The organism is Variovorax sp. E3 (assembly GCF_016082275.1).
GTDB lineage: Bacteria > Pseudomonadota > Gammaproteobacteria > Burkholderiales > Burkholderiaceae_C > Variovorax.
On the sequence record NZ_MOWM01000047.1, the window covers coordinates 29,118 to 46,943 of the forward strand.

13 protein-coding genes and 2 pseudogenes are annotated in these 17,826 nt (G+C 68.4%); 13 read left to right on the forward strand and 2 right to left on the reverse strand.

Annotated features, from left to right (window positions below):
- The first annotated feature begins 117 nt into the window (after positions 1-117).
- Positions 118-1,538: pseudogene (gene gnd, locus BMG07_RS17965) on the forward strand (decarboxylating NADP(+)-dependent phosphogluconate dehydrogenase).
- A gap of 16 nt (positions 1,539-1,554) precedes the next feature.
- Positions 1,555-2,124: a GNAT family N-acetyltransferase gene (locus BMG07_RS17970; RefSeq protein WP_198085704.1), complete on the forward strand. Its 570-nt coding sequence runs from the start codon at positions 1,555-1,557 to the stop codon at positions 2,122-2,124.
- A 12-nt stretch (positions 2,125-2,136) separates the two neighbouring features.
- On the opposite strand, the pseudogene BMG07_RS17975 reads toward BMG07_RS17970, so the two are convergent.
- A pseudogene (locus tag BMG07_RS17975) lies at positions 2,137-2,617 on the reverse strand (gluconokinase).
- Between the two features lie 127 nt (positions 2,618-2,744).
- On the opposite strand from BMG07_RS17975, the gene BMG07_RS17980 reads away from it, so the two are divergent.
- The 4 genes from BMG07_RS17980 to BMG07_RS17995 all read left to right on the forward strand — a co-directional run bounded on the left by BMG07_RS17980 (position 2,745) and on the right by BMG07_RS17995 (position 9,010).
- Positions 2,745-5,975: an efflux RND transporter permease subunit gene (locus BMG07_RS17980; protein ID WP_198085714.1), complete on the forward strand. Its 3,231-nt coding sequence runs from the start codon at positions 2,745-2,747 to the stop codon at positions 5,973-5,975.
- 4 nt (positions 5,976-5,979) lie between these two features.
- On the forward strand, positions 5,980-7,227 hold the full coding sequence (locus BMG07_RS17985) for an efflux RND transporter periplasmic adaptor subunit (protein WP_198085705.1): 1,248 nt from the start codon (positions 5,980-5,982) through the stop codon (positions 7,225-7,227).
- Positions 7,224-8,705, forward strand: coding sequence for an efflux transporter outer membrane subunit (locus tag BMG07_RS17990; protein WP_198085706.1), 1,482 nt, complete (start codon positions 7,224-7,226; stop codon positions 8,703-8,705). The genes BMG07_RS17985 and BMG07_RS17990 overlap by 4 nt, the downstream gene beginning before the upstream one ends.
- 107 nt (positions 8,706-8,812) lie before the next feature.
- Positions 8,813-9,010, forward strand: a complete 198-nt coding sequence (locus tag BMG07_RS17995; RefSeq protein WP_198085707.1) for an alpha/beta fold hydrolase — start codon at positions 8,813-8,815, stop codon at positions 9,008-9,010.
- A 31-nt stretch (positions 9,011-9,041) separates the two neighbouring features.
- On the opposite strand, the gene BMG07_RS18000 is transcribed toward BMG07_RS17995, so the two are convergent.
- A complete protein-coding gene (locus tag BMG07_RS18000; protein ID WP_198085708.1) occupies positions 9,042-9,680 on the reverse strand; it encodes a TetR/AcrR family transcriptional regulator in 639 nt (212 codons plus the stop codon).
- Between the two features lie 55 nt (positions 9,681-9,735).
- Here BMG07_RS18000 and BMG07_RS18005 point away from each other — a divergent pair, with 55 nt between their 5' ends.
- The 7 genes from BMG07_RS18005 to BMG07_RS18035 all read left to right on the forward strand — a co-directional run.
- Positions 9,736-11,244: an FAD-dependent monooxygenase gene (locus BMG07_RS18005; RefSeq protein ID WP_269759115.1), complete on the forward strand. Its 1,509-nt coding sequence runs from the start codon at positions 9,736-9,738 to the stop codon at positions 11,242-11,244.
- Between the two features lie 190 nt (positions 11,245-11,434).
- The gene (locus BMG07_RS18010; RefSeq protein WP_198085709.1) at positions 11,435-12,379 is read left to right on the forward strand and encodes a sugar-binding transcriptional regulator; all 945 of its coding nucleotides are present in this window, start codon (positions 11,435-11,437) and stop codon (positions 12,377-12,379) included.
- 64 nt (positions 12,380-12,443) lie between these two features.
- Entirely contained in the window at positions 12,444-13,889 is a 1,446-nt protein-coding gene (locus BMG07_RS18015) for an extracellular solute-binding protein (RefSeq protein WP_198085710.1), read from the forward strand.
- Positions 13,890-13,974: 85 nt separating this feature from the next.
- Positions 13,975-14,907 (forward strand): sugar ABC transporter permease, encoded by a 933-nt coding sequence (locus BMG07_RS18020; RefSeq protein ID WP_307866998.1) that lies wholly within the window; start codon positions 13,975-13,977, stop codon positions 14,905-14,907.
- A gap of 25 nt (positions 14,908-14,932) precedes the next feature.
- Positions 14,933-15,787, forward strand: a complete 855-nt coding sequence (locus BMG07_RS18025) for a carbohydrate ABC transporter permease (RefSeq protein WP_198085711.1) — start codon at positions 14,933-14,935, stop codon at positions 15,785-15,787.
- Between the two features lie 12 nt (positions 15,788-15,799).
- Positions 15,800-16,909 carry an ABC transporter ATP-binding protein gene (locus BMG07_RS18030; protein WP_198085712.1) on the forward strand — a complete coding sequence of 370 codons (1,110 nt, stop codon included), beginning with the start codon at positions 15,800-15,802 and terminating at the stop codon, positions 16,907-16,909.
- 19 nt (positions 16,910-16,928) lie between these two features.
- Positions 16,929-17,826 (forward strand): ABC transporter ATP-binding protein (locus BMG07_RS18035; RefSeq protein WP_198085713.1); only part of this gene is annotated, 898 nt, incomplete at its 3' end.

Sequence of the window (17,826 nt, forward strand, 5' to 3'; positions counted from 1 at the left end):
GCCAATCGGGTATAGACCGCCTCCGACGCATGCCCTTTGCCGACCCCGGCAGAATGGCCCTCGAACCAAACCCGTGCGCGGGGCGTTCCGCGCACGCACATGAGAGAAAGAAGGGCCATGAGCAACAAAAGCGATTTCGGACTGATCGGCCTGGCCGTGATGGGCCAGAACCTGGTGCTGAATGTGGAAAGCCGCGGCTTCCAGGTCAGCGTGTACAACCGCACCGAGGCCACCACCGAAGCCTTCATCGCCGCCAACCCCGGCAAGAAGCTGGTGGGCGCCAAGACGCTCGAAGAGTTCGTGCAGAGCCTGGCCAAGCCCCGCAAGATCCAGATCATGGTGAAGGCCGGCGCGCCGGTCGACCAGGTCATCGAGCAACTGATTCCGCTGCTGGACAAGGACGACATCGTCATCGACGGCGGCAACAGCCTCTACACCGACACCGAGCGCCGCGACGCGTACCTGTCGAGCAAGGGCCTGCGCTTCATCGGCGCGGGCGTGTCGGGCGGCGAGGAAGGCGCGCGCAAGGGCCCGTCGATCATGCCGGGCGGCCCGCTGTCGACCTGGAAAGTGATGAAGCCGATCTTCGAGAGCATCGCGGCCAAGGTCGACGGCCAGCCCTGCGTGATTCACATTGGCCCCGGCGGCGCGGGCCACTACGTGAAGATGGTGCACAACGGCATCGAGTACGGCGACATGCAGCTGATCTGCGAGGCCTACAGCCTGTTCAAGGCGGCCGGCTTCACGACCGACGAAATGGCCGCCATCTTCAACGAGTGGAACGACGGCGAACTGCAGAGCTACCTGATCCAGATCACCGCCAAGGCGCTGGAGCAGAAAGACCCGGAAACGGGCAAGCCGATCGTCGACCTCATCCTCGACAAGGCCGGCCAGAAGGGCACGGGCCAGTGGACGCTGATCAACGCGGCCGAGAACGCGGTGGTCATCAGCACCATCAACGCCGCCGTGGAGGCGCGCGTGCTGTCCTCGCAGAAGAAGGCGCGCGTGGGCGCCAGCAAGGTGCTGCAGGGGCCGAAGATCGCACTGTCGCTCGAGAAGAAGGCGCTGGTGGCCAAGGTGCACGACGCGCTGTATGCGTCGAAGGTCATCAGCTACACGCAGGGCTTCGACCTCGTCAAGACGATGGGCGACAAGAAGGAATGGAAGCTCGACCTGGGCGGCATCGCGTCCATCTGGCGCGGCGGCTGCATCATTCGCGCGCGCTTCCTGAACCGCATCACCGACGCCTTCCGCACCGACCCGGCGCTGGCAACCTGATGCTCGACCCGTTCTTCAAGGACCTGCTGAACCGCACGCAGCAGAACTGGCGCGAAGTGGTGGCGCTGGCGGTGAGCAACGGCATTCCGGTGCCGGCGTTCAGCGCGTCGCTGGCCTACTACGACAGCTACCGCACCGAGCGGCTGCCGGCCAACCTGCTGCAGGCGCAGCGCGACTTCTTCGGGGCGCACACCTATGAGCGCACCGACAAGCCCGAAGGCCAGTTCTTCCACACCGACTGGCCCGAAGTGATCGGCTGACCGATCGAGCAAGGCCATGCCAGCCCTCGACTACCCCAGCCACCTGGTCGAGGACTGGCAACTGCGCGACGGCACGCCGGTGCGCATCCGCCCGATCCATGCGAACGACCTGGCCATGCACACGGCCTTCGTCGCGGGCCTGTCGAACGAGACGGGCTACCACCGCCTGCTCTCGCCGCGCAAGCCGCAGCCCGACGAGCTCTGGCGCATGACGCACATCGACTACGCGCGCGAACTCGCGCTGATCGCCACCACCGGGATCGACGGCCAGGAGCGACAGATGGGCGTGGTGCGCTACGTGCGCGGCGACACGCCCGAGACCGCGCACATCGCCGAGTTCGCCGTGGTCATCGCCGACGCGTGGCAGCACCACGGCCTGGCCCACAAGCTCATGCGCAAGCTGATCGACGCGGCGGCCCAGGCCGGCGTGCGGCAGCTCGCGGACATCACGCTCTACGACAACACCGCCATGCTGGCGCTGGCGCGCAAGCTGGGCTTCAAGGTGCAGCGCGACCCGAGCAACCCGAACGTCACGCGGCTGCGGCTGGCGCTCGACGGCGCGCCCCCGCCCTCGCCCCCGCCCTGACAACTCAAGAGCTCAAGGGCTCGCCAGCCACGCCGTCACCTGCTGGACCGCCTGCCCGAGCGGCGCGGTCGCATCCACCGCCAGCACGCCCGCCTCCCCCACGGGCGATTCGAGCGTGGCGAACTGGTTGGCCACCAGGCTGGCCGGGAACATGTGCTCGCCCGCGCCGGCGCGCGCCGCCACCCGGCGCTCGGCCTCGGCCCGCTCGATCGACATGAACACGAAGCGCAGCCCCGGCGCCGCCGCGCGCAGCTGGTCGCGGTAGATGCGCTTGAGCGCCGAACACGTCAGCACCGCGCTGCGGGGCGGCCGCCAGCGCCTGGCCCAGCGTGGCCAGCCAGCCGGCGCGGTCGGCGTCGGTCAGCGCGATGCCTTGGCTCATCTTCCGGACATTCGCCGCCGGATGGTGGTCGTCGCCTTCGATGAGCGGCAGGCCCAGGGCCGTGGCCAACGCCGCGCCCAGGCTCGATTTGCCGCAACCCGACACCCCCATCACTACCAGCCAAACCCTGTCCATATGCATCCCTTTGGTAAAGCGCCACACCGCGTTTCACGGCACCAGCAAACTTAAATCTACTTCCTTATGATGCAAAACCTTTTTCCGCCGGAAGCAGAGAGCCCTGTCCATGGTCCAGCTCGCGTTGCGTCGTCCGTACACCTTCATCGTCATGGCGATGCTGATCGTGCTGGCCACGCCTTTTGTCCTGGCGCGCATGGCCACCGACATCTTCCCGGAAATCAACATTCCGGTGGTCAGCGTCATCTGGAACTACACCGGCCTGCCGGCGCAGGAGATGGGCCAGCGCATCTCGGGCCAGGTGGAGCGCGGGCTGACCACCACGGTGAGCGACATCGAGCATATCGAGTCGCAGTCGCTGGCGGGCGTGTCGATCATCAAGGTGTTCTTCCAGCCCACGGCCAACATCGAGATGGCCATCTCGCAGGTGGTGGCCTCGATGCAGGCGCAGGTGCGGCAGCTGCCGCCGGGCATCACGCCGCCGCTGGTCATCAAGTATTCGGCCTCCAGCGTGCCGGTGATCCAGCTGGCGCTGTCCAGCCCCACGCGCTCTGAAAACTCGCTCTTCGACGCCACCGTCAACCAGCTGCGCCCGCAGCTCATCACGGTGCCGGGCGCGGCCATTCCGTTTCCCTACGGCGGCAAGAACCGGCTGATTTCGGTCGACCTCGACACCCAGGCGCTGCAGGCGCGCGGCCTGTCGCCGGCCGACGTGGTGAACGCGGTGAACACGCAGAACCTGATTCTTCCCTCGGGCACGGCCAAGTTCGGCGCCACCGAATACAACGTGAAGATGAACGGCTCGCCCGACGCCATCGCGGGCCTGAACGACCTGCCGATCCGCACGGTGAACGGCGCCACCACCTACCTGCGCGACGTGGCCTACGTGCGCGACGGCTTCTCGCCGCAGACCAACGTGGTGCGCCAGGACGGCGTGCGCGGCGTGCTGCTGTCGGTGCTGAAGAACGGCGGCGCCTCCACGCTGGACATCGTCTCGAACATCCGCGCCATGCTGCCCATTGCCGCGCAGACGATGCCGGAAGACATCAAGATCACGCCGCTGTTCGACCAGTCGGTGTTCGTGAAGGCGGCCGTCAAGGGCGTGGTGTTCGAAGCCATCCTGGCCGCCGCGCTCACCGCCGCCATGGTGCTGCTGTTCCTGGGCAACTGGCGCAGCACCCTGATCATCGGGCTGACCATTCCGCTGTCGATCCTGGCGTCGATCCTGGTGCTGTATTCGCTGGGCGAAACGCTCAACCTCATGACACTGGGCGGGCTTGCGCTCTCGGTGGGCATTCTGGTGGACCAGGCGATCGTGACCATCGAGAACATCGAGCGGCACCTGCACATGGGCACGCCGCTGAAAGAAGCCATCGAGGTGGGCGCGGGCGAAATCGGCTCGGCGGCTTTCGTTTCCACGCTGTGCATCTGCATCGTGTTCGTGCCGATGTTCTTCCTGTCGGGCGTGGCACGCTTCCTGTTCGTGCCGCTGGCCGAGGCGGTGGTGTTCGCCATGATTGCGTCGTACCTGCTCTCGCGCACGCTGGTGCCCACGCTGGTGATGCTGCTGATGGGCGGCTCGCACGGGGCGAACGGGGCGAACGCGCCCGCCGAAGGCGCGAAGCAGAGCGCCCTGCAGCGCCTGTACCGCGCCTTCGACCGCCGCTTCGAGCGCGTGCGCCGCGCCTACACGCTGGTGCTGTCGGCGGTGCTGTCCAAGCGGGCCGGCTTCATCGGCCTGTTCCTGGGCTTCTGCGTGCTGTCGTGCCTGCTGTACCCGGCGCTGGGCCGCGACTTCTTCCCCACGGTCGATGCCGGCCAGATCCGCCTGCACCTGCGCGCACCCACCGGCACCCGCATCGAAGAAACCGCGCGCCTGACCGACCAGGTGGAAGCCGCCATCCGCGAGCTGGTGCCCAAGGACCAGCTGGAGACCATCCTGGACAACCTGGGCGTGCCCAACAGCGGCATCAACCTGTCGTACAGCAACGCCGGCACCATCGGCACCTTCGACGGCGAGCTGCTGCTGTCGCTGAAGGAGGGCCACAAGCCCACCGAGCACTTCGTGTCGATCCTGCGCGCCGAGCTGCCCAAGCGCTTTCCGGGCATCGAGTTCTTCTTCCAGCCGGCGGACATCGTCACGCAGATCCTGAACTTCGGCCTGCCCGCGGCCATCGACGTGCAGTTCAGCGGCAACGACATGGCCGGCAACGCGGCGCGCGCGGCCGAACTCACCAAGGCGATCCGCCAGATTCCGGGCGCGGTCGACGCCCACGTGCACCAGCGGCTCGACGGCCCCGCGCTGAGCCTGCAGATGGACCGCACACGGCTGCAGCAGTACGGCCTGACCGCGTCGAACGTGGGGCAGAACGTGCTCATCGCGCTGTCGGGCAGTTCGCAGACGGCGCCCGCCTTCTGGCTGAACCCGGTGAACGGCGTGGTCTACAGCATCGCGGTGCAAACGCCGCAGTACACCGTCGATTCGCTCGACGCGCTGCTCAACATTCCGGTGGGCGCGGGCGGCGCCGGTGCCGGCGGCAACACCGCGTCGCAGCAGCTGCTGGGCAACCTGGTCGATGCGCAGGCCTCGCGCCAGCCGGCCGTCATGTCGCGCTACAACATCGCGCCGGTGATCGACGTCTACGTGAGCGTGCAGGGCACCGACCTGGCCAGCGTGGCCTCGAAGGTGCAGAAGCTGGTCGACGAGATGCGGCCCAAGCTCTCGCGCGGCAGCCGGGTCGAGATCCGCGGCCAGGTGCAGACCATGCAGTCGTCGTTCATCGGCCTGGGCGTGGGGCTGGCGATGGCCATCGTGCTGGTGTACCTGCTGATCGTGGTCACCTTCCAGTCGTGGCTGGACGCGGCCATCATCATCACCGCGCTGCCGGCCGCGCTGGCGGGCATCGCGTGGATGCTGTTCATTACCGGCACCACGCTGAGCGTGCCCGCGCTCACGGGCGCGATCATGACCATGGGCGTGGCCACGGCCAACTCCATCTTGCTGGTGTCGTTCGCGCGCGAGCGGCTGCAGGCGGGCATTCCGCCGCTGTCGGCCGCGCTGGAAGCCGGCGCCACCCGCATCCGCCCGGTGCTGATGACGGCGCTGGCCATGATCATCGGCATGATCCCCATGGCCCTGGGCCTGGGCGAAGGCGCCGAGCAGAACGCGCCGCTGGGCCGTGCGGTCATCGGCGGCCTGATCTTTGCCACGGTGTCGACATTGTTTTTCGTACCCGCCGTGTTCGCGGGGGTGCACAGTCGGATTGCGCATCGCCGGGCGGCGCGAGAAGCTTCGCAACACCCCCCAGCGGGCGCCACGCCCCAGGAGAACTGATTCCATGACGGAGCAACGCCATTCGGCATTGGCCATCCACCCCATCGCCGTTGAAGAGGGCGAAGGCGAGCTGCTGCGCCGCCGCCAGATCGTGCGGCGCACGCGCTGGCTGGTGCTGATCGTCCTCGTGCTGCTGGGGCTGGGCGCGGCGCGCACCGTGTTCGTGCGCATCGCCAACGCCCGCGCACTCGAAGCCGGCACCAGCGAGCGCGCGAAGCAGTACGTGCAGACCGCCCTGCCCCGCACGCCCGCCACCGGCCAGACGCTGTCGCTGCCGGGCACGCTGCAGGGCTTCGTGCAGTCGCCCATTTCGGCGCGCGCCAGCGGCTACCTGAAGCGCTGGACCAAGGACATCGGCAGCCGCGTCGAAAAGGGCGAGCTGCTCGCCGAAATCGAGACGCCCGAGATCGACCAGCAGCTCTCGCAGGCCGTGGCCGCGCGCGCGCAGGCGGCGTCGGGCCTGGAGCTGGCGCGCAGCACCGCCGAGCGCTGGGAAGCGCTGCGCAAGAAGGACGTGGTCTCGCAGCAGGACCTGGACGAGCGCCGCAGCGCCGTGGCGCAGGCCACCTCCAACGTGGCGGCGGCCGATGCCAACGTGCAGCGCCTGAAGCAGACCGAAGGCTTCAAGCGCGTGGTGGCGCCGTTCGCGGGCGTGATCACGCGGCGCAATGTCGACGTGGGCGACCTGATCGACGCGGGCGCGGGCGGCGGCGCCGGGCGCGCGCTGTTCCTGCTAGCGCAGACCGACCCGCTGCGCGTGTACATCAACGTGCCGCAGGCCTACGCCCAGCTCGTGAAGACCGGCCAGCCCGTGGTGGTGACGCAGGCCGAACTGCGCGGCCAGACCTTCAAGGGCCAGGTGGCGCGCACCGCCGGCTCCATCGACACGACCACGCGGATGATGCAGGTCGAGGTGTCGCTGCCCAACAGCGACGGCGCGCTGCTGCCGGGTGCCTACGTGCAGGTGTCGCTGCCGCTGGCCGCGAGCCGCACGCTCACCGTGCCGTCGAACGCGCTGCTGTTCCGCGCCGAGGGCACGCGCATCGCGGTGGTCGGCGCCGAGGGCCGCGTCGCCCTGCGCGCCGTGACGCTGGGGCGCAACTACGGCGAGAACGTCGAGGTGATCGACGGGCTCGAAGGCACCGACCGCATGGTGCTGAACCCCTCCGACTCGCTGGCCGAAGGCGACGTGGTGGCGGTCGCGCCCGAAGCGCCGCCCGCGAAGGCGCCCACGCCGAAGGCCCCGGCGTGACGCATCGCCCGCGCCGCATCGCGCTGGCCGCCCTGCTCGCCGTGCTGGTGGCGGGTTGCGCGGTCGGCCCCGACTACAAGACGCCCGACACGCCGCTGCCCGTCAGCTGGAAGCTCGAGGAACCCTGGCGCGTGAGCGCGCCCAGCGACACCGCCGACAAGGGCCCGTGGTGGCAGCGCTTCAACGACGCGCAGCTCAACGCGCTGCAGGAGCAGGCGCTGGCCGGCAGCCCGACGCTGGCCATTGCCAACGCGCGGCTGGCGCAGGCGCGCGCCACGCTGGCGGCGAACGCGGCCAGCCAGTACCCGCAGCTGGGCCTGGGCACGCGCGCGTCGCGCCTGAAGATTTCCGCCAACCGGCCGCTCACCAGCTACGCGACCAACAACTCGTCGACCGTGCAGAACGACTTTGCGCTGTCGCTCAACGCCAGCTACGAAGTCGACCTGGCCGGCCGCGTGCAGCGCACGGTCGAAGGCGCCAAGGCCTCGGCCGAGCAGTCGGCCGCCGACCTGCAGAACACCCGCCTGCTGCTGGGCGCCGACGTGGCGAACAGTTATTTCAACCTGCGCTCGACCGACATCGAGCTCGACGTGCTGTCGCGCTCCATCGGCCTGCAGCGCCGCGCTTTGGAGCTGGTCACGGCGCGCCATGACCTGGGCGCCGTGTCGGGCCTCGATGTGGCGCAGCAGCAGGCGCTGCTGGAAACCACGCTGACGCAAGTCGACGTGCTGAAGAAGCAGCGCGCGCAGTACGAGCACGCGCTGGCCACGCTCACCGGCACGCCGGCGCCGAACTTCGCGCTGCCGGTGGACCTGCGCGAGATCCGCCCGCCCGCCGTGCCGCTGGGCGTGCCCTCCGAAATATTGCAGCGCCGGCCCGACGTGGCTTCGGCCGAGCGCGCGATGGCCGCCGCCAATGCGCAGATCGGCGTGGCCACCGCCGCCTTCTACCCGAGCATCTTCATCTCGCCCACCGTGGGCGTGGACAGCCGGATGATCGAGACGCTGTTCAACGGCCCCAGCCTGCTGTGGTCGGTGGGCGTATCGGCCACGCAGGTGCTGTTCGACGGCGGGCGCGTGCGCGCCAACGTCGACTTCGCCAAGGCCGGCTACGACGCCACCGTGGGCAACTACCGCCGTACCGTGCTCACGGCGATGCAGGAGGTCGAAGACGGCATCACCGGGCTCTCGGCGCTCGACAGCGCAACCGCGCAGGCCCAGGCCGCCGTGACCGCCGCGCGCCGCGTGCTCGACATGGCGACCAGCCGCTACGAAGGCGGCGCGTCGACCTACCTCGACGTGATCACCGCGCAGCAGTCGCTGCTGACGGTGGAGCGACAGGCCGCGCAGTTGCAGGGGCAACGGCTGCTGACCTCGGTGTTCCTGGTGAAGGCGCTGGGCGGCGACTGGTGCGGCGCCGATGGCACGGGCGCCGGTTGCCCGGCCCATGGGATGGTCGGCGTGGCCACAAGCAAGTAGGATCGCGCGCGACCACACCGTGGTCGTTCCCGGCGTGCGCGGTATGGGCCTGTCGGCCCGCGCCACCACCGGCTTTCGACCAGGACGCCATCGACAACAAGGCCTTCATGGCGCAGGGCAAGCTGGAGATGCCGGTGCTGGCGCTCGGCGGGGAAAAGTCGTTCGGGCCGATGATGGCCATGGTCATGCGCGCCGCGGCCAGCGACGTGACCGAAGGCGTGGTGCCCGCGTCGGGCCACTGGATCATGGAAGAGAACCCGAAGGCCACCACCGCGCTGGTCGGCGACTTCCTGCGCAAGAACTAGCCGCGCCCCCGCTCGTTGGCGGGGCGCTTTTTCAGGCGTAGGGCGTGCCCGCCATGGCCGCGTTCAGGCCGATGGTTCCCTTGTCGACCAGGGCCAGGAAAAGGGCCTTCGCGGCCTCGGCGTCCTGGCTCTGCCTGAACGCCCGGTGCGCCTGGATGAGGGCCACGGTCCATGTCGCCAGCAGCAGGCCTGCCGCCAACTGGGCGGCGGGATCGGCGGGCTCCCGCCCCACGCATTCGGACAGCGCCTGCGTGACGACCTGCGCGATCTCGTCGCGTATCGCCCTCGCCCGGGCCTTGAGGGTTTCGCTGGCCTCGATCGTCTCGATGAAGCCCTGGCTGCCGGCGGAAAAGCGGATGAACGGGCTTTCTTCTTCCGCGAGCCGATGCGCGAGCAGGCGCAAGGTCTCGATCGGCGCAACGCCCGGGTCGTGCTGCCGCAAGGCTTCGCGCAGGATCTCGCGGACCTCGGCGTCGCGGTCGAAGAACATGTCCTCCTTGCGAGGAAAGTGATTGAACACCGTCATGCGCCCGACGTCGGCGGCGGCCGCGATTTCGTCCACCGTCACCTTGTCGAAGCCCCGCGCCAGGAAGAGCTGCGTGGCGGCGTTGGAGATGCCCTGCCGCGTGGCAAGGCGCTTGCGGGATCGGAGGTCGGGTGGCGTTGACATGCCAATATTGTACCGAGTACAGTTTATGTACCGAGTACATATTGGAATCGAGTCTATGAAAGAACACGTGGATGTCGTGGTGGTCGGCGCCGGCCCGGTCGGGCTGCTCACCGCCATCGAACTGACATTGGGCGGCGCGCGCGTCATGGTGCTGGAGCGGCTCGCCGCGCCGAGCATGGCCGTCAAGGCCTTGGGGATCGGCCCCCTCGGCGCCGAGGCGCTCCAGCGGCGCGGCATGGCCGACGCCATCGCCGCCGCGCAAGCGCGCACCTTCGCGGCCATGAAGCCGTTCCTCGAGCAGCCCGGCGCACAGGCGCGCGGCCGCGGCTCGAAGTTCAGCGGCCATTTCGCCGGCCTGTCCCTGATCCGGAAAGACGCGCAGAAAGAGCCCGAGCGGCGATCCCGCCCGGTGGACCAGCACGCCGTCGAAGCCATGCTGGCCGAGCGCGTGCGCGCCCTCGGCATCGAGGTGCGCCGCGCGTGCGAGGTCACCGGCTTCACGCAGCAGGCGGACGGTGTCGAGGTGGCGTGGGCCTCTTCAACGGGAGAGGGCCGCACCCGCTGCGCCTGGCTCGTGGGTTGCGACGGCGGGCGCAGCCTCGTTCGCAAGATGGCCGGCTTCGCCTTTCCCGGCACGCCGCCCACGCTGACCTTCTACCAGGCCTCGGCGGAAATCGACCATCCCGAACACCTGATGCCCATCGGCTGGCATCGCACACCGGGCGGCGTATTTTCCTATGGGCCGCTGCCCGGCCGCCTGTTCGTGCTCGACTTCAGCGGCCCGCCCGCAGACCGGCAGGCGCCGGTCACGCGCGAGGAAATCGAAGCCGTGCTGCGCCGCGTCAGCTGCACCGACGTTCGCGTGAAGTCGCTCGAGAACGCGAGCCGCTGGACCGACAACACGCGGCTCGCCGACACCTACCGCCAGGGCCGGGTCCTGCTGGCCGGCGACGCGGCGCATGTCCATTCGCCGTTCGGCGGCCAGGGCCTGAGCCTCGGCCTCGCGGACGCCGCCAACCTCGGCTGGAAGCTCGCCGTCGTCGTTCGCGGCGACATGCCCGACAGCCTGCTCGACACCTACACCGCCGAGCGGCAGCCCGTTGCCAAGGCCGTGCTGGCGAACACCCTGGCGCAGGTAGCCATCATGCGGCCCGATCCGCAAGCGGGCGCCATGCGAGAGCTGATCGCGAACCTCATGCAGCTCGACGACGTCAACCGGCACATCGGCGAGCTCATGAGCGGCCTTGCCACGCGCTACGAACTCGGGTCGGTGCCAAACGAGGTCGGACGGCTGGTCGGCGACAGGCGGGTCGGCCACGGCGACGCCGCGCTCTACGGCCTCATGCAGGACGGCATGGGCGTGCTTCTCGACGCCTCGGCCGGCGGCAAGGCCTCCAGGCTCGTGGCGGCGGCCACGCCGAAGATCCGTTGCGTGGCCGTCGACACCGGTCTTTCGATGCTGATCCGCCCCGACGCCTGCATTGCCTGGACGGGCGAGGCGAACAGCATGGACGGCCTGGCGCAAGCACTCCAGCGCTGGTTCGGCTGCGCGATGGCGGCCTGAGAAAACGCGCCGACGGGCTGCCACAGCCCCTCGGTTGCATGCGTCCGCGCGCCCGCACGCCTTGTGCGCGATTCCCGTCGAACGATCCATAAGGGTATCCACCGGTCTGGCGCGACGCATCCGCGCGCACACTCCGAACAAATGAACAGTGAACGAACAATTGATCTGACAGCCGAAAACGGGGCCTGCCGTGGACGCTGAACAAAGCCTCGCCATCCGCGCCGCCTGGCTTGCCTACGTCGGCGGCTACACGCAGGAAGCCATTGCCGACCGCTTGGGCATCACGCGGGTCAAGGTGCAGCGGCTGGTGGCGTCGGCCATGCAGAACGGCCTGGTCAAGTTCTTCGTGGAGGGCGTGCCCGCCGAATGCATGGCGCTCGAAGACCAGCTGATGCACGGCTTCGGCCTCACGCGCTGCGTGGTGGTGCCCGACGTGAGCGACCCCGAAGAGCCCGACGCCACCATCGCTAGCCTCGCGGTGGCAGCGGCGCGCTACCTGCACCGCGTGCTCAGCAACGGCGAGGTGCACACCGTGGGCATCGGCCACGGCCGCACGCTGGCCGCCATGGTCGAGCGGCTGCCCAGCCTGCACCTGCCCGACACGCGCTTCATCTCGATGCTCGGCAGCCTCACGCGGCGCTCGTCGGCCAACCCCTTCGACGTGATCGCCAAGCTGGCCGAGCGCACCGGCGGCGAGTGCTACTTCATGCCCGTGCCCTTCATTGCCGACAGCGTGGCCGATGCCGAGGTGCTGCGCGCCCAGCGCGGCGTGCAGAACGTGTTCAAGCTGGCGCGCGAATGCCAGCTGTGCGTGGTGGGCATCGCCGACCTGATGCCCGACACCCACCTGCTGCGCAGCCAGACCCTGACCGCCAAGGAGCTGCAGTCGGTGCGCAAGGCCGGCGCCGTGGGCGAGCTGGCCGGGCGCTTCATTGCCGAGGACGGCACGCAGATCACCCATGAAATGAACGAGCGCGCCGTGGGCGTGTCGCTCGACGACCTGCGGGGCCGCGACGTGCTGGCCGTCGCGGGCGGCAAGGACAAGGCCGATGCGATCCGCGCGGTGATGCGCGCCGGTGTCGTGACGGCCTTGATCGTGAACGAAGCCACTGCGAAGGCAGTGCTTCGGACCTGAGGAACAGGCCGACCGCCACCCGAGGCCGGCCCGTGCGCGTTGTCAAAAATACCGGAGACCATCCATGTCTGAAGCAGCACTGAAGGCCCTTGCACGGGCTTGCCATGATCAACGACTCGACCGCCGCGGCTTTCTGACGCGCGCCACCGCCCTGGGCTTCAGCGGCACCGCCGCGGGCCTGATGCTCAACGCCGTGTCCACCGAGGCCCTCGCCCAGGACAGCGGCGTGGACTTCATGAAGCACAAGGGCAAATCGCTCAAGCTGCTGCTGAACAAGCATCCCTACGTGGACGCGATGATCAAGAACATCGAGAACTTCAAGGCCCTCACGGGCCTGAACGTCACGTACGACATCTTTCCCGAGGACGTGTACTTCGACAAGGTCACGGCCGCGCTGGCCAGCAAGAGCAGCCAGTACGACGCCTTCATGACCGGCGCCTACCAGACCTGGAAGTACGGCCCCGCGCGCCAGATCGTCGACCTCAACACCTACCTGAAAGACGCCAAGCTCACCTCGGCCAACTACGCCTGGGACGACATCTACCAGAACCTGCGCGCCGCCACCGCGTGGGACGGCAAGGCCGGCTCCGAGCTGGGCGGCGCGGGCGCCAAGCAGTGGGCCGTGCCATGGGGCTTCGAGCTCAACAGCCTGGCCTACAACCGCCGCATCTTCGACGCGCTGAAGATCAGCGCGCCCACCAACCTGGGTGACATGGCCGAGAAGGCCGCCGTCATCAGCAAGAGCGGCAAGGGCTACGGCATCGGCGTGCGCGGCTCGCGCAGCTGGGCCACCATCCATGCGGGCTTCCTGTCGGCGTACACCAACTTCGGCAACAAGGACTTCACCAGCGCGGGCGGCAAGCTGGTGCCCGCCATGAACACGCCCGAAAGCAAGAAGTTCCACCAGCAGTGGATCGACATGGTCAAGAACGGCGGCCCGAAGAACTGGACCAACTACACCTGGTACGAGGTCGGCAACGACCTGGGCGCGGGCAACTCGGCCATGATCTACGACGCCGACATCCTGGGCTACTTCATGAACGGCAGCGGCAACAAGGAAGCCGGCAACCTGGCCTTCTCGGCGTTCACGCCGAACCCCGAGGCCAAGGGCCCGACGCCCAACATCTGGATCTGGTCGCTGGCGATGAGCGAGTTCTCCAAGCAGAAGGAAGCCGCCTGGTTCTTCATGCAGTGGGCCACCGGCACGCAGAACACCACCTTCGGCGCCACCAAGGGCGACCTGGTGAACCCGATCCGCAAGTCGGTGTGGGAGAACCCCGAGTTCAAGGCCCGCCTGGAGAAGTCGTACCCCGGCTACCTCAAGCAATACCAGGCCAGCGTGGAGGCCGCCAAGATCTACTTCACGCCGCAGCAGCTGTTCCCCGAGTTCACGACCGAGTGGGCCTCCACGCTGCAGCAGATGTACGGCGGCACGCTGCCGGTCGGCGAAGGGCTGGACAAGCTCGCCGACGGCCTGAGCCGCAAGCTCAAGGGCGTCGGCCTGGCCTGACGCACGCGCCCGCCGCCGACGCGGGCCGCAGAGCCTGCCGGCGGCGCCCGGCAGCTTTCATCGACATCTTTCCCGGGGAGTTTTCGTGAACACGACCACATTGGCGGCACCGCTGCGCCCACGACCGCGCCGGCGCCTGCGCTTCCAGACGCTCTTGCCCTACCTGCTGAGCCTGCCGGCGCTGCTGGTGTGCATCGGCATCCTGATTCCGTTCTTCACCGCGGTGAGCTATTCGCTGCAGCGCTACAACCTGTCGTTCCCCGACCAGCGCGCCTACGTCTGGTTCGCCAACTACATCGACCTGTTCACCGACGCGGCGTTCTGGAACACGGTGCGCGTGTCGCTGGTGTACACGGTGGCCACGGTGGGCGTGCAGCTGTTCCTGGGCATGGGCATCGCGCTGCTGCTCAAGGAGCGCAACCGCGTGAACAACGCCATGAGCGTGCTGCTCATCCTGCCGCTGATGGTGGCGCCGGCCATCGCCAGCCTGATGTGGAAGCTCATGACCAACCCGAGCTTCGGCGTGCTGAACTACCTGCTGGGCCTGGTCGGCATTGCCGACTTCGGCTGGTCGTCGCGGCCCGAGACCGCCATGTTCACCGTGGTGCTGGTCGACACCTGGGTCTACACGCCCTTCATCATCGTGCTGCTGCTGGCCGGGCTGCGCGCGCTGCCGCCGCAGCCCTTCGAGGCCGCGCAACTGGACGGCGTGCCCGCCACCTTCGTGTTCTTTCGCATCACGCTGCCGATGCTCACGCCGTACATCCTCACGGCCGGCATGTTCCGCATGCTCGACAGCATCCAGCAGTTCGACATCATCTATTCGATGACGCAGGGCGGCCCGGGCGACTCGCTCACCGCGTTCCAGGTGCAGGCCTACCTGGAGGCCTTCAGCTTCTCGAACATCGGCAAGTCGGCGGCGCTGGTGCTGATTCTCTGGGCCATCACCTACGTGCTGTCGACGCTCTTCATCAAGCACTGGCTCAAGCTGCGGCAACGCGCCCGCGGCCAGGCCTGAAGCACCGCGCAGGACGCACCACGCCATGACTTCCGCCACCTTCTTTCGCATTGCGCGCCCCGTGCTGCTGACCGCCGCCGGCCTGTTCTTCCTGTTCCCGTTCGTCTGGGTGCTGCTGATGTCGTTCATGACGAACCAGGACATCCTGCGCGACACGCCCACGCTGGCGTTCTCGCCCACGCTGGACAACTACGCCTCGCTGATTGCCGGGCAACTGAAGACCGACGTGGGCTCGCTGCCGAGCGACTACATGCACAACCTGTGGAACAGCCTGCTGCTGTCGACCTCGTCGGTGGTGCTGTCGCTGATCCTGGGCGTGCCCGCCGCCTACGCGTTCGCGCGCTTCAAGTTCAAGCTGGGCGAGGACATCGCCTTCACGCTGCTGAGCTTTCGCTTCGCGCCGCCCATCCTGGTGCTGCTGCCGCTGCAGCTGTACTTTCAGGAGATCGGCCTGTACGACACCTACGTCGGCCTGATCTGGGTGTACCAGCTGATCACGCTGCCGCTCATCCTGTGGATCGTGCGCGGCTACTTCGAGGACATCAGCCCCGACATCGAGCACGCCTACCGGCTGGACGGCCACAGCTGGCTCAAGAGCTTCGTGAAGATCGCGATCCCGCTGGCGCGCCCGGGCATCGCGGCGGCCGCGCTGCTGTCGTTCATCTTCGCGTGGAACAACTTCGTCTTCGCGCTGATCCTGGGCTCGTCGAGCGTGCAGCCGGTGACGGTCGGCGCGCTGGCCTTCATCACCGCGTCGGGCATCCAGTACGGGCAGATCGCCGCGGCGCTGATGCTCAGCGTGCTCCCCACCGCCACCATCGCCATGTTCGCCCAGCGCTATCTCGTCGAGGGCCTGAGCCTCGGCGCGGTCAAGGGCTGAGGAGCCTCCCCCATGCCCCATCTGACAATCAACGGCCTGTCGAAGTCCTTCGGCAAGAAAAAGGTGCTCGACAAGCTCGACATCGAAGTGCAGCGCGGCGAATGCCTGGTGGTGTTCGGCGGCTCGGGCTCGGGCAAGACCACGCTGCTGCGCCACATCGCCGGGCTGATGGAGCCCGACGAGGGCCAGGTCTGGGTCGACGGCAAGCTGGCCGACGAGGCCACCGCGCAGGAACGCGGCGTGGCCATGGCCTTCCAGAACTTCGCGCTGTACCCGCACATGACGGCGTTCGAGAACATCGCCAGCCCGCTGCGCGCGCGCAAGATGGACGAGGCCGCGATCGCGAAACAGGTGCGGGAAGTGGCCGCGCTGCTGCGCATCGAGCATGTGCTGGGCCACACGCCCAAGCAGCTGTCCAACGGGCAGAAGCAGCGCACCTCGCTGGCGCGCAGCCTGGTGCACAAGCCGCAGATGATCTTGCTCGACGACCCGCTGCGCAACGTCGACGCGAAGATCCGCTTCGAGATGCGGCTGGAGTTTCCCAAGCTGTTCAAGGCCTTCGGTTCGACCGTGCTCTACGTGACGCAGGACTACCGCGAGGCGCTGGCGCTGGGCGACCGCATCGGCGTGCTGGTCGACGGGCGCTTCCAGCAGATCGACTCGCCCGCGGGCGTGTACCGCAACCCGCAAAGCCGCGAGGTGGCGCGGCTGTTCGGCGACCCGCCGATCAACCTGTTCGAGGTGACGCCGCGATACAGCAGCGGCAGCAGCGGTGGAAACGGCAACGGCGCGATGGAAGTGCAGATCGGCGGCCACACGCTCGCGCTGCCCGAGCCGCGCGCCGAACTCGAGAACCGCCCCTGCGTGCTGGGCGTGCGCCCCGAAGACGTGGTGTTTTCCACCGAGCGGCAACCGGGCGCGCTGCCCGTCACGCTCGAAGCGGCCATGCCCATCAACGTGCGCACCGTGGCGCTCTTGAAGGCTGGCGACGGCGTCGAGCTCTTGTCGAGCCGCCCCGAAGACCCGGTGCTGGCCGCGCGCCGCGAGCGGCTGGAAGGCTTTGCCACGCTGGTGCCGGGCCGCAGCATGTTCTTCGACCGCGCCAACGGCGCGCGCCTCTGACCCCCAAGGAAACTCTGTCATGGCCTCCGTCACGCTCACAGACGTCAGCAAGATCTACACGCAGAAGGGGCGCGCCGACAACCGCGCCGTGAAGTCGGTCAACATGGCCATCGACGACGGCGAGATCATTTCGCTGCTGGGCTCCTCGGGCTGCGGCAAGACCTCGACGCTGCGCATGATCGCGGGCTTCGAGTCGGTCAGCGAAGGCGCCATCCGCATCGGCGGCAAGACCATCAACGACCTGAAGCCCGCCGAGCGCAACGTGGCCATGGCCTTCGAGGGCTATGCGCTGTACCCGCCGCTCACGGTCTACAACAACATCGCCTTCAGCCTGCTGCGCGGCAAGGTGCCGCGCGAGGAAGTGCGCCAGCGCGTGCGCCACGTGGCCGAGCTGCTCGAAATTACCGACATCCTCGACAGCTACCCGCCCACGCTGTCGGGCGGCCAGCAGCAGCGCGTGAGCCTGGCGCGCGCGCTGGTGCGCCACGCCGACCTGTACCTGCTCGACGAGCCGATGTCGCAGCTGGAGCCGCAGCTGCGCGCGCTGCTGCGCGGGCGCATCAAGGACTACCTGATCGCGCACCGCATGACCTCGGTGTTCGTCACGCACGACCAGACCGAGGCGGTGGCGCTGTCGGACCGCATCGCGGTGATGTCGGGCGGCGTGCTGCAGCAGTTCGCCTCGCCGGAAGACTTGAAGGAGCGCCCCGCCAACCTGTTCGTGGCCGGCTTCATCGGCGAGCCCGCGATGAACCTGCTGCCCGCCACGGTGTCGCGGCGCGAGGGCCGGCTCGAAGCCGTGGTGGCCGCCGGGCCGGGCGAAGAGGCCTTGCGCGTCAGCTTCGGCAACGTCGACCACATCGCCACCGCGGCCGGCCTGCCCGACGGCCATGCGGTGCACCTGGGCGTGCGGCCGC

Coding starts and splice junctions, on each gene's coding strand:
- BMG07_RS17970 (WP_198085704.1), top strand. CDS start 1,555: ATGCCAGCCCTCGACTACCCCAGCCACCTGGTCGAGGACTGGCAACTG.
- BMG07_RS17985 (WP_198085705.1), top strand. CDS start 5,980: ATGACGGAGCAACGCCATTCGGCATTGGCCATCCACCCCATCGCCGTT.
- BMG07_RS18025 (WP_198085711.1), top strand. CDS start 14,933: ATGACTTCCGCCACCTTCTTTCGCATTGCGCGCCCCGTGCTGCTGACC.
- BMG07_RS18015 (WP_198085710.1), top strand. CDS start 12,444: ATGTCTGAAGCAGCACTGAAGGCCCTTGCACGGGCTTGCCATGATCAA.
- BMG07_RS18000 (WP_198085708.1), bottom strand. CDS start 9,680: ATGTCAACGCCACCCGACCTCCGATCCCGCAAGCGCCTTGCCACGCGG.
- BMG07_RS18030 (WP_198085712.1), top strand. CDS start 15,800: ATGCCCCATCTGACAATCAACGGCCTGTCGAAGTCCTTCGGCAAGAAA.
- BMG07_RS17995 (WP_198085707.1), top strand. CDS start 8,813: ATGGCGCAGGGCAAGCTGGAGATGCCGGTGCTGGCGCTCGGCGGGGAA.
- BMG07_RS18005 (WP_269759115.1), top strand. CDS start 9,736: ATGAAAGAACACGTGGATGTCGTGGTGGTCGGCGCCGGCCCGGTCGGG.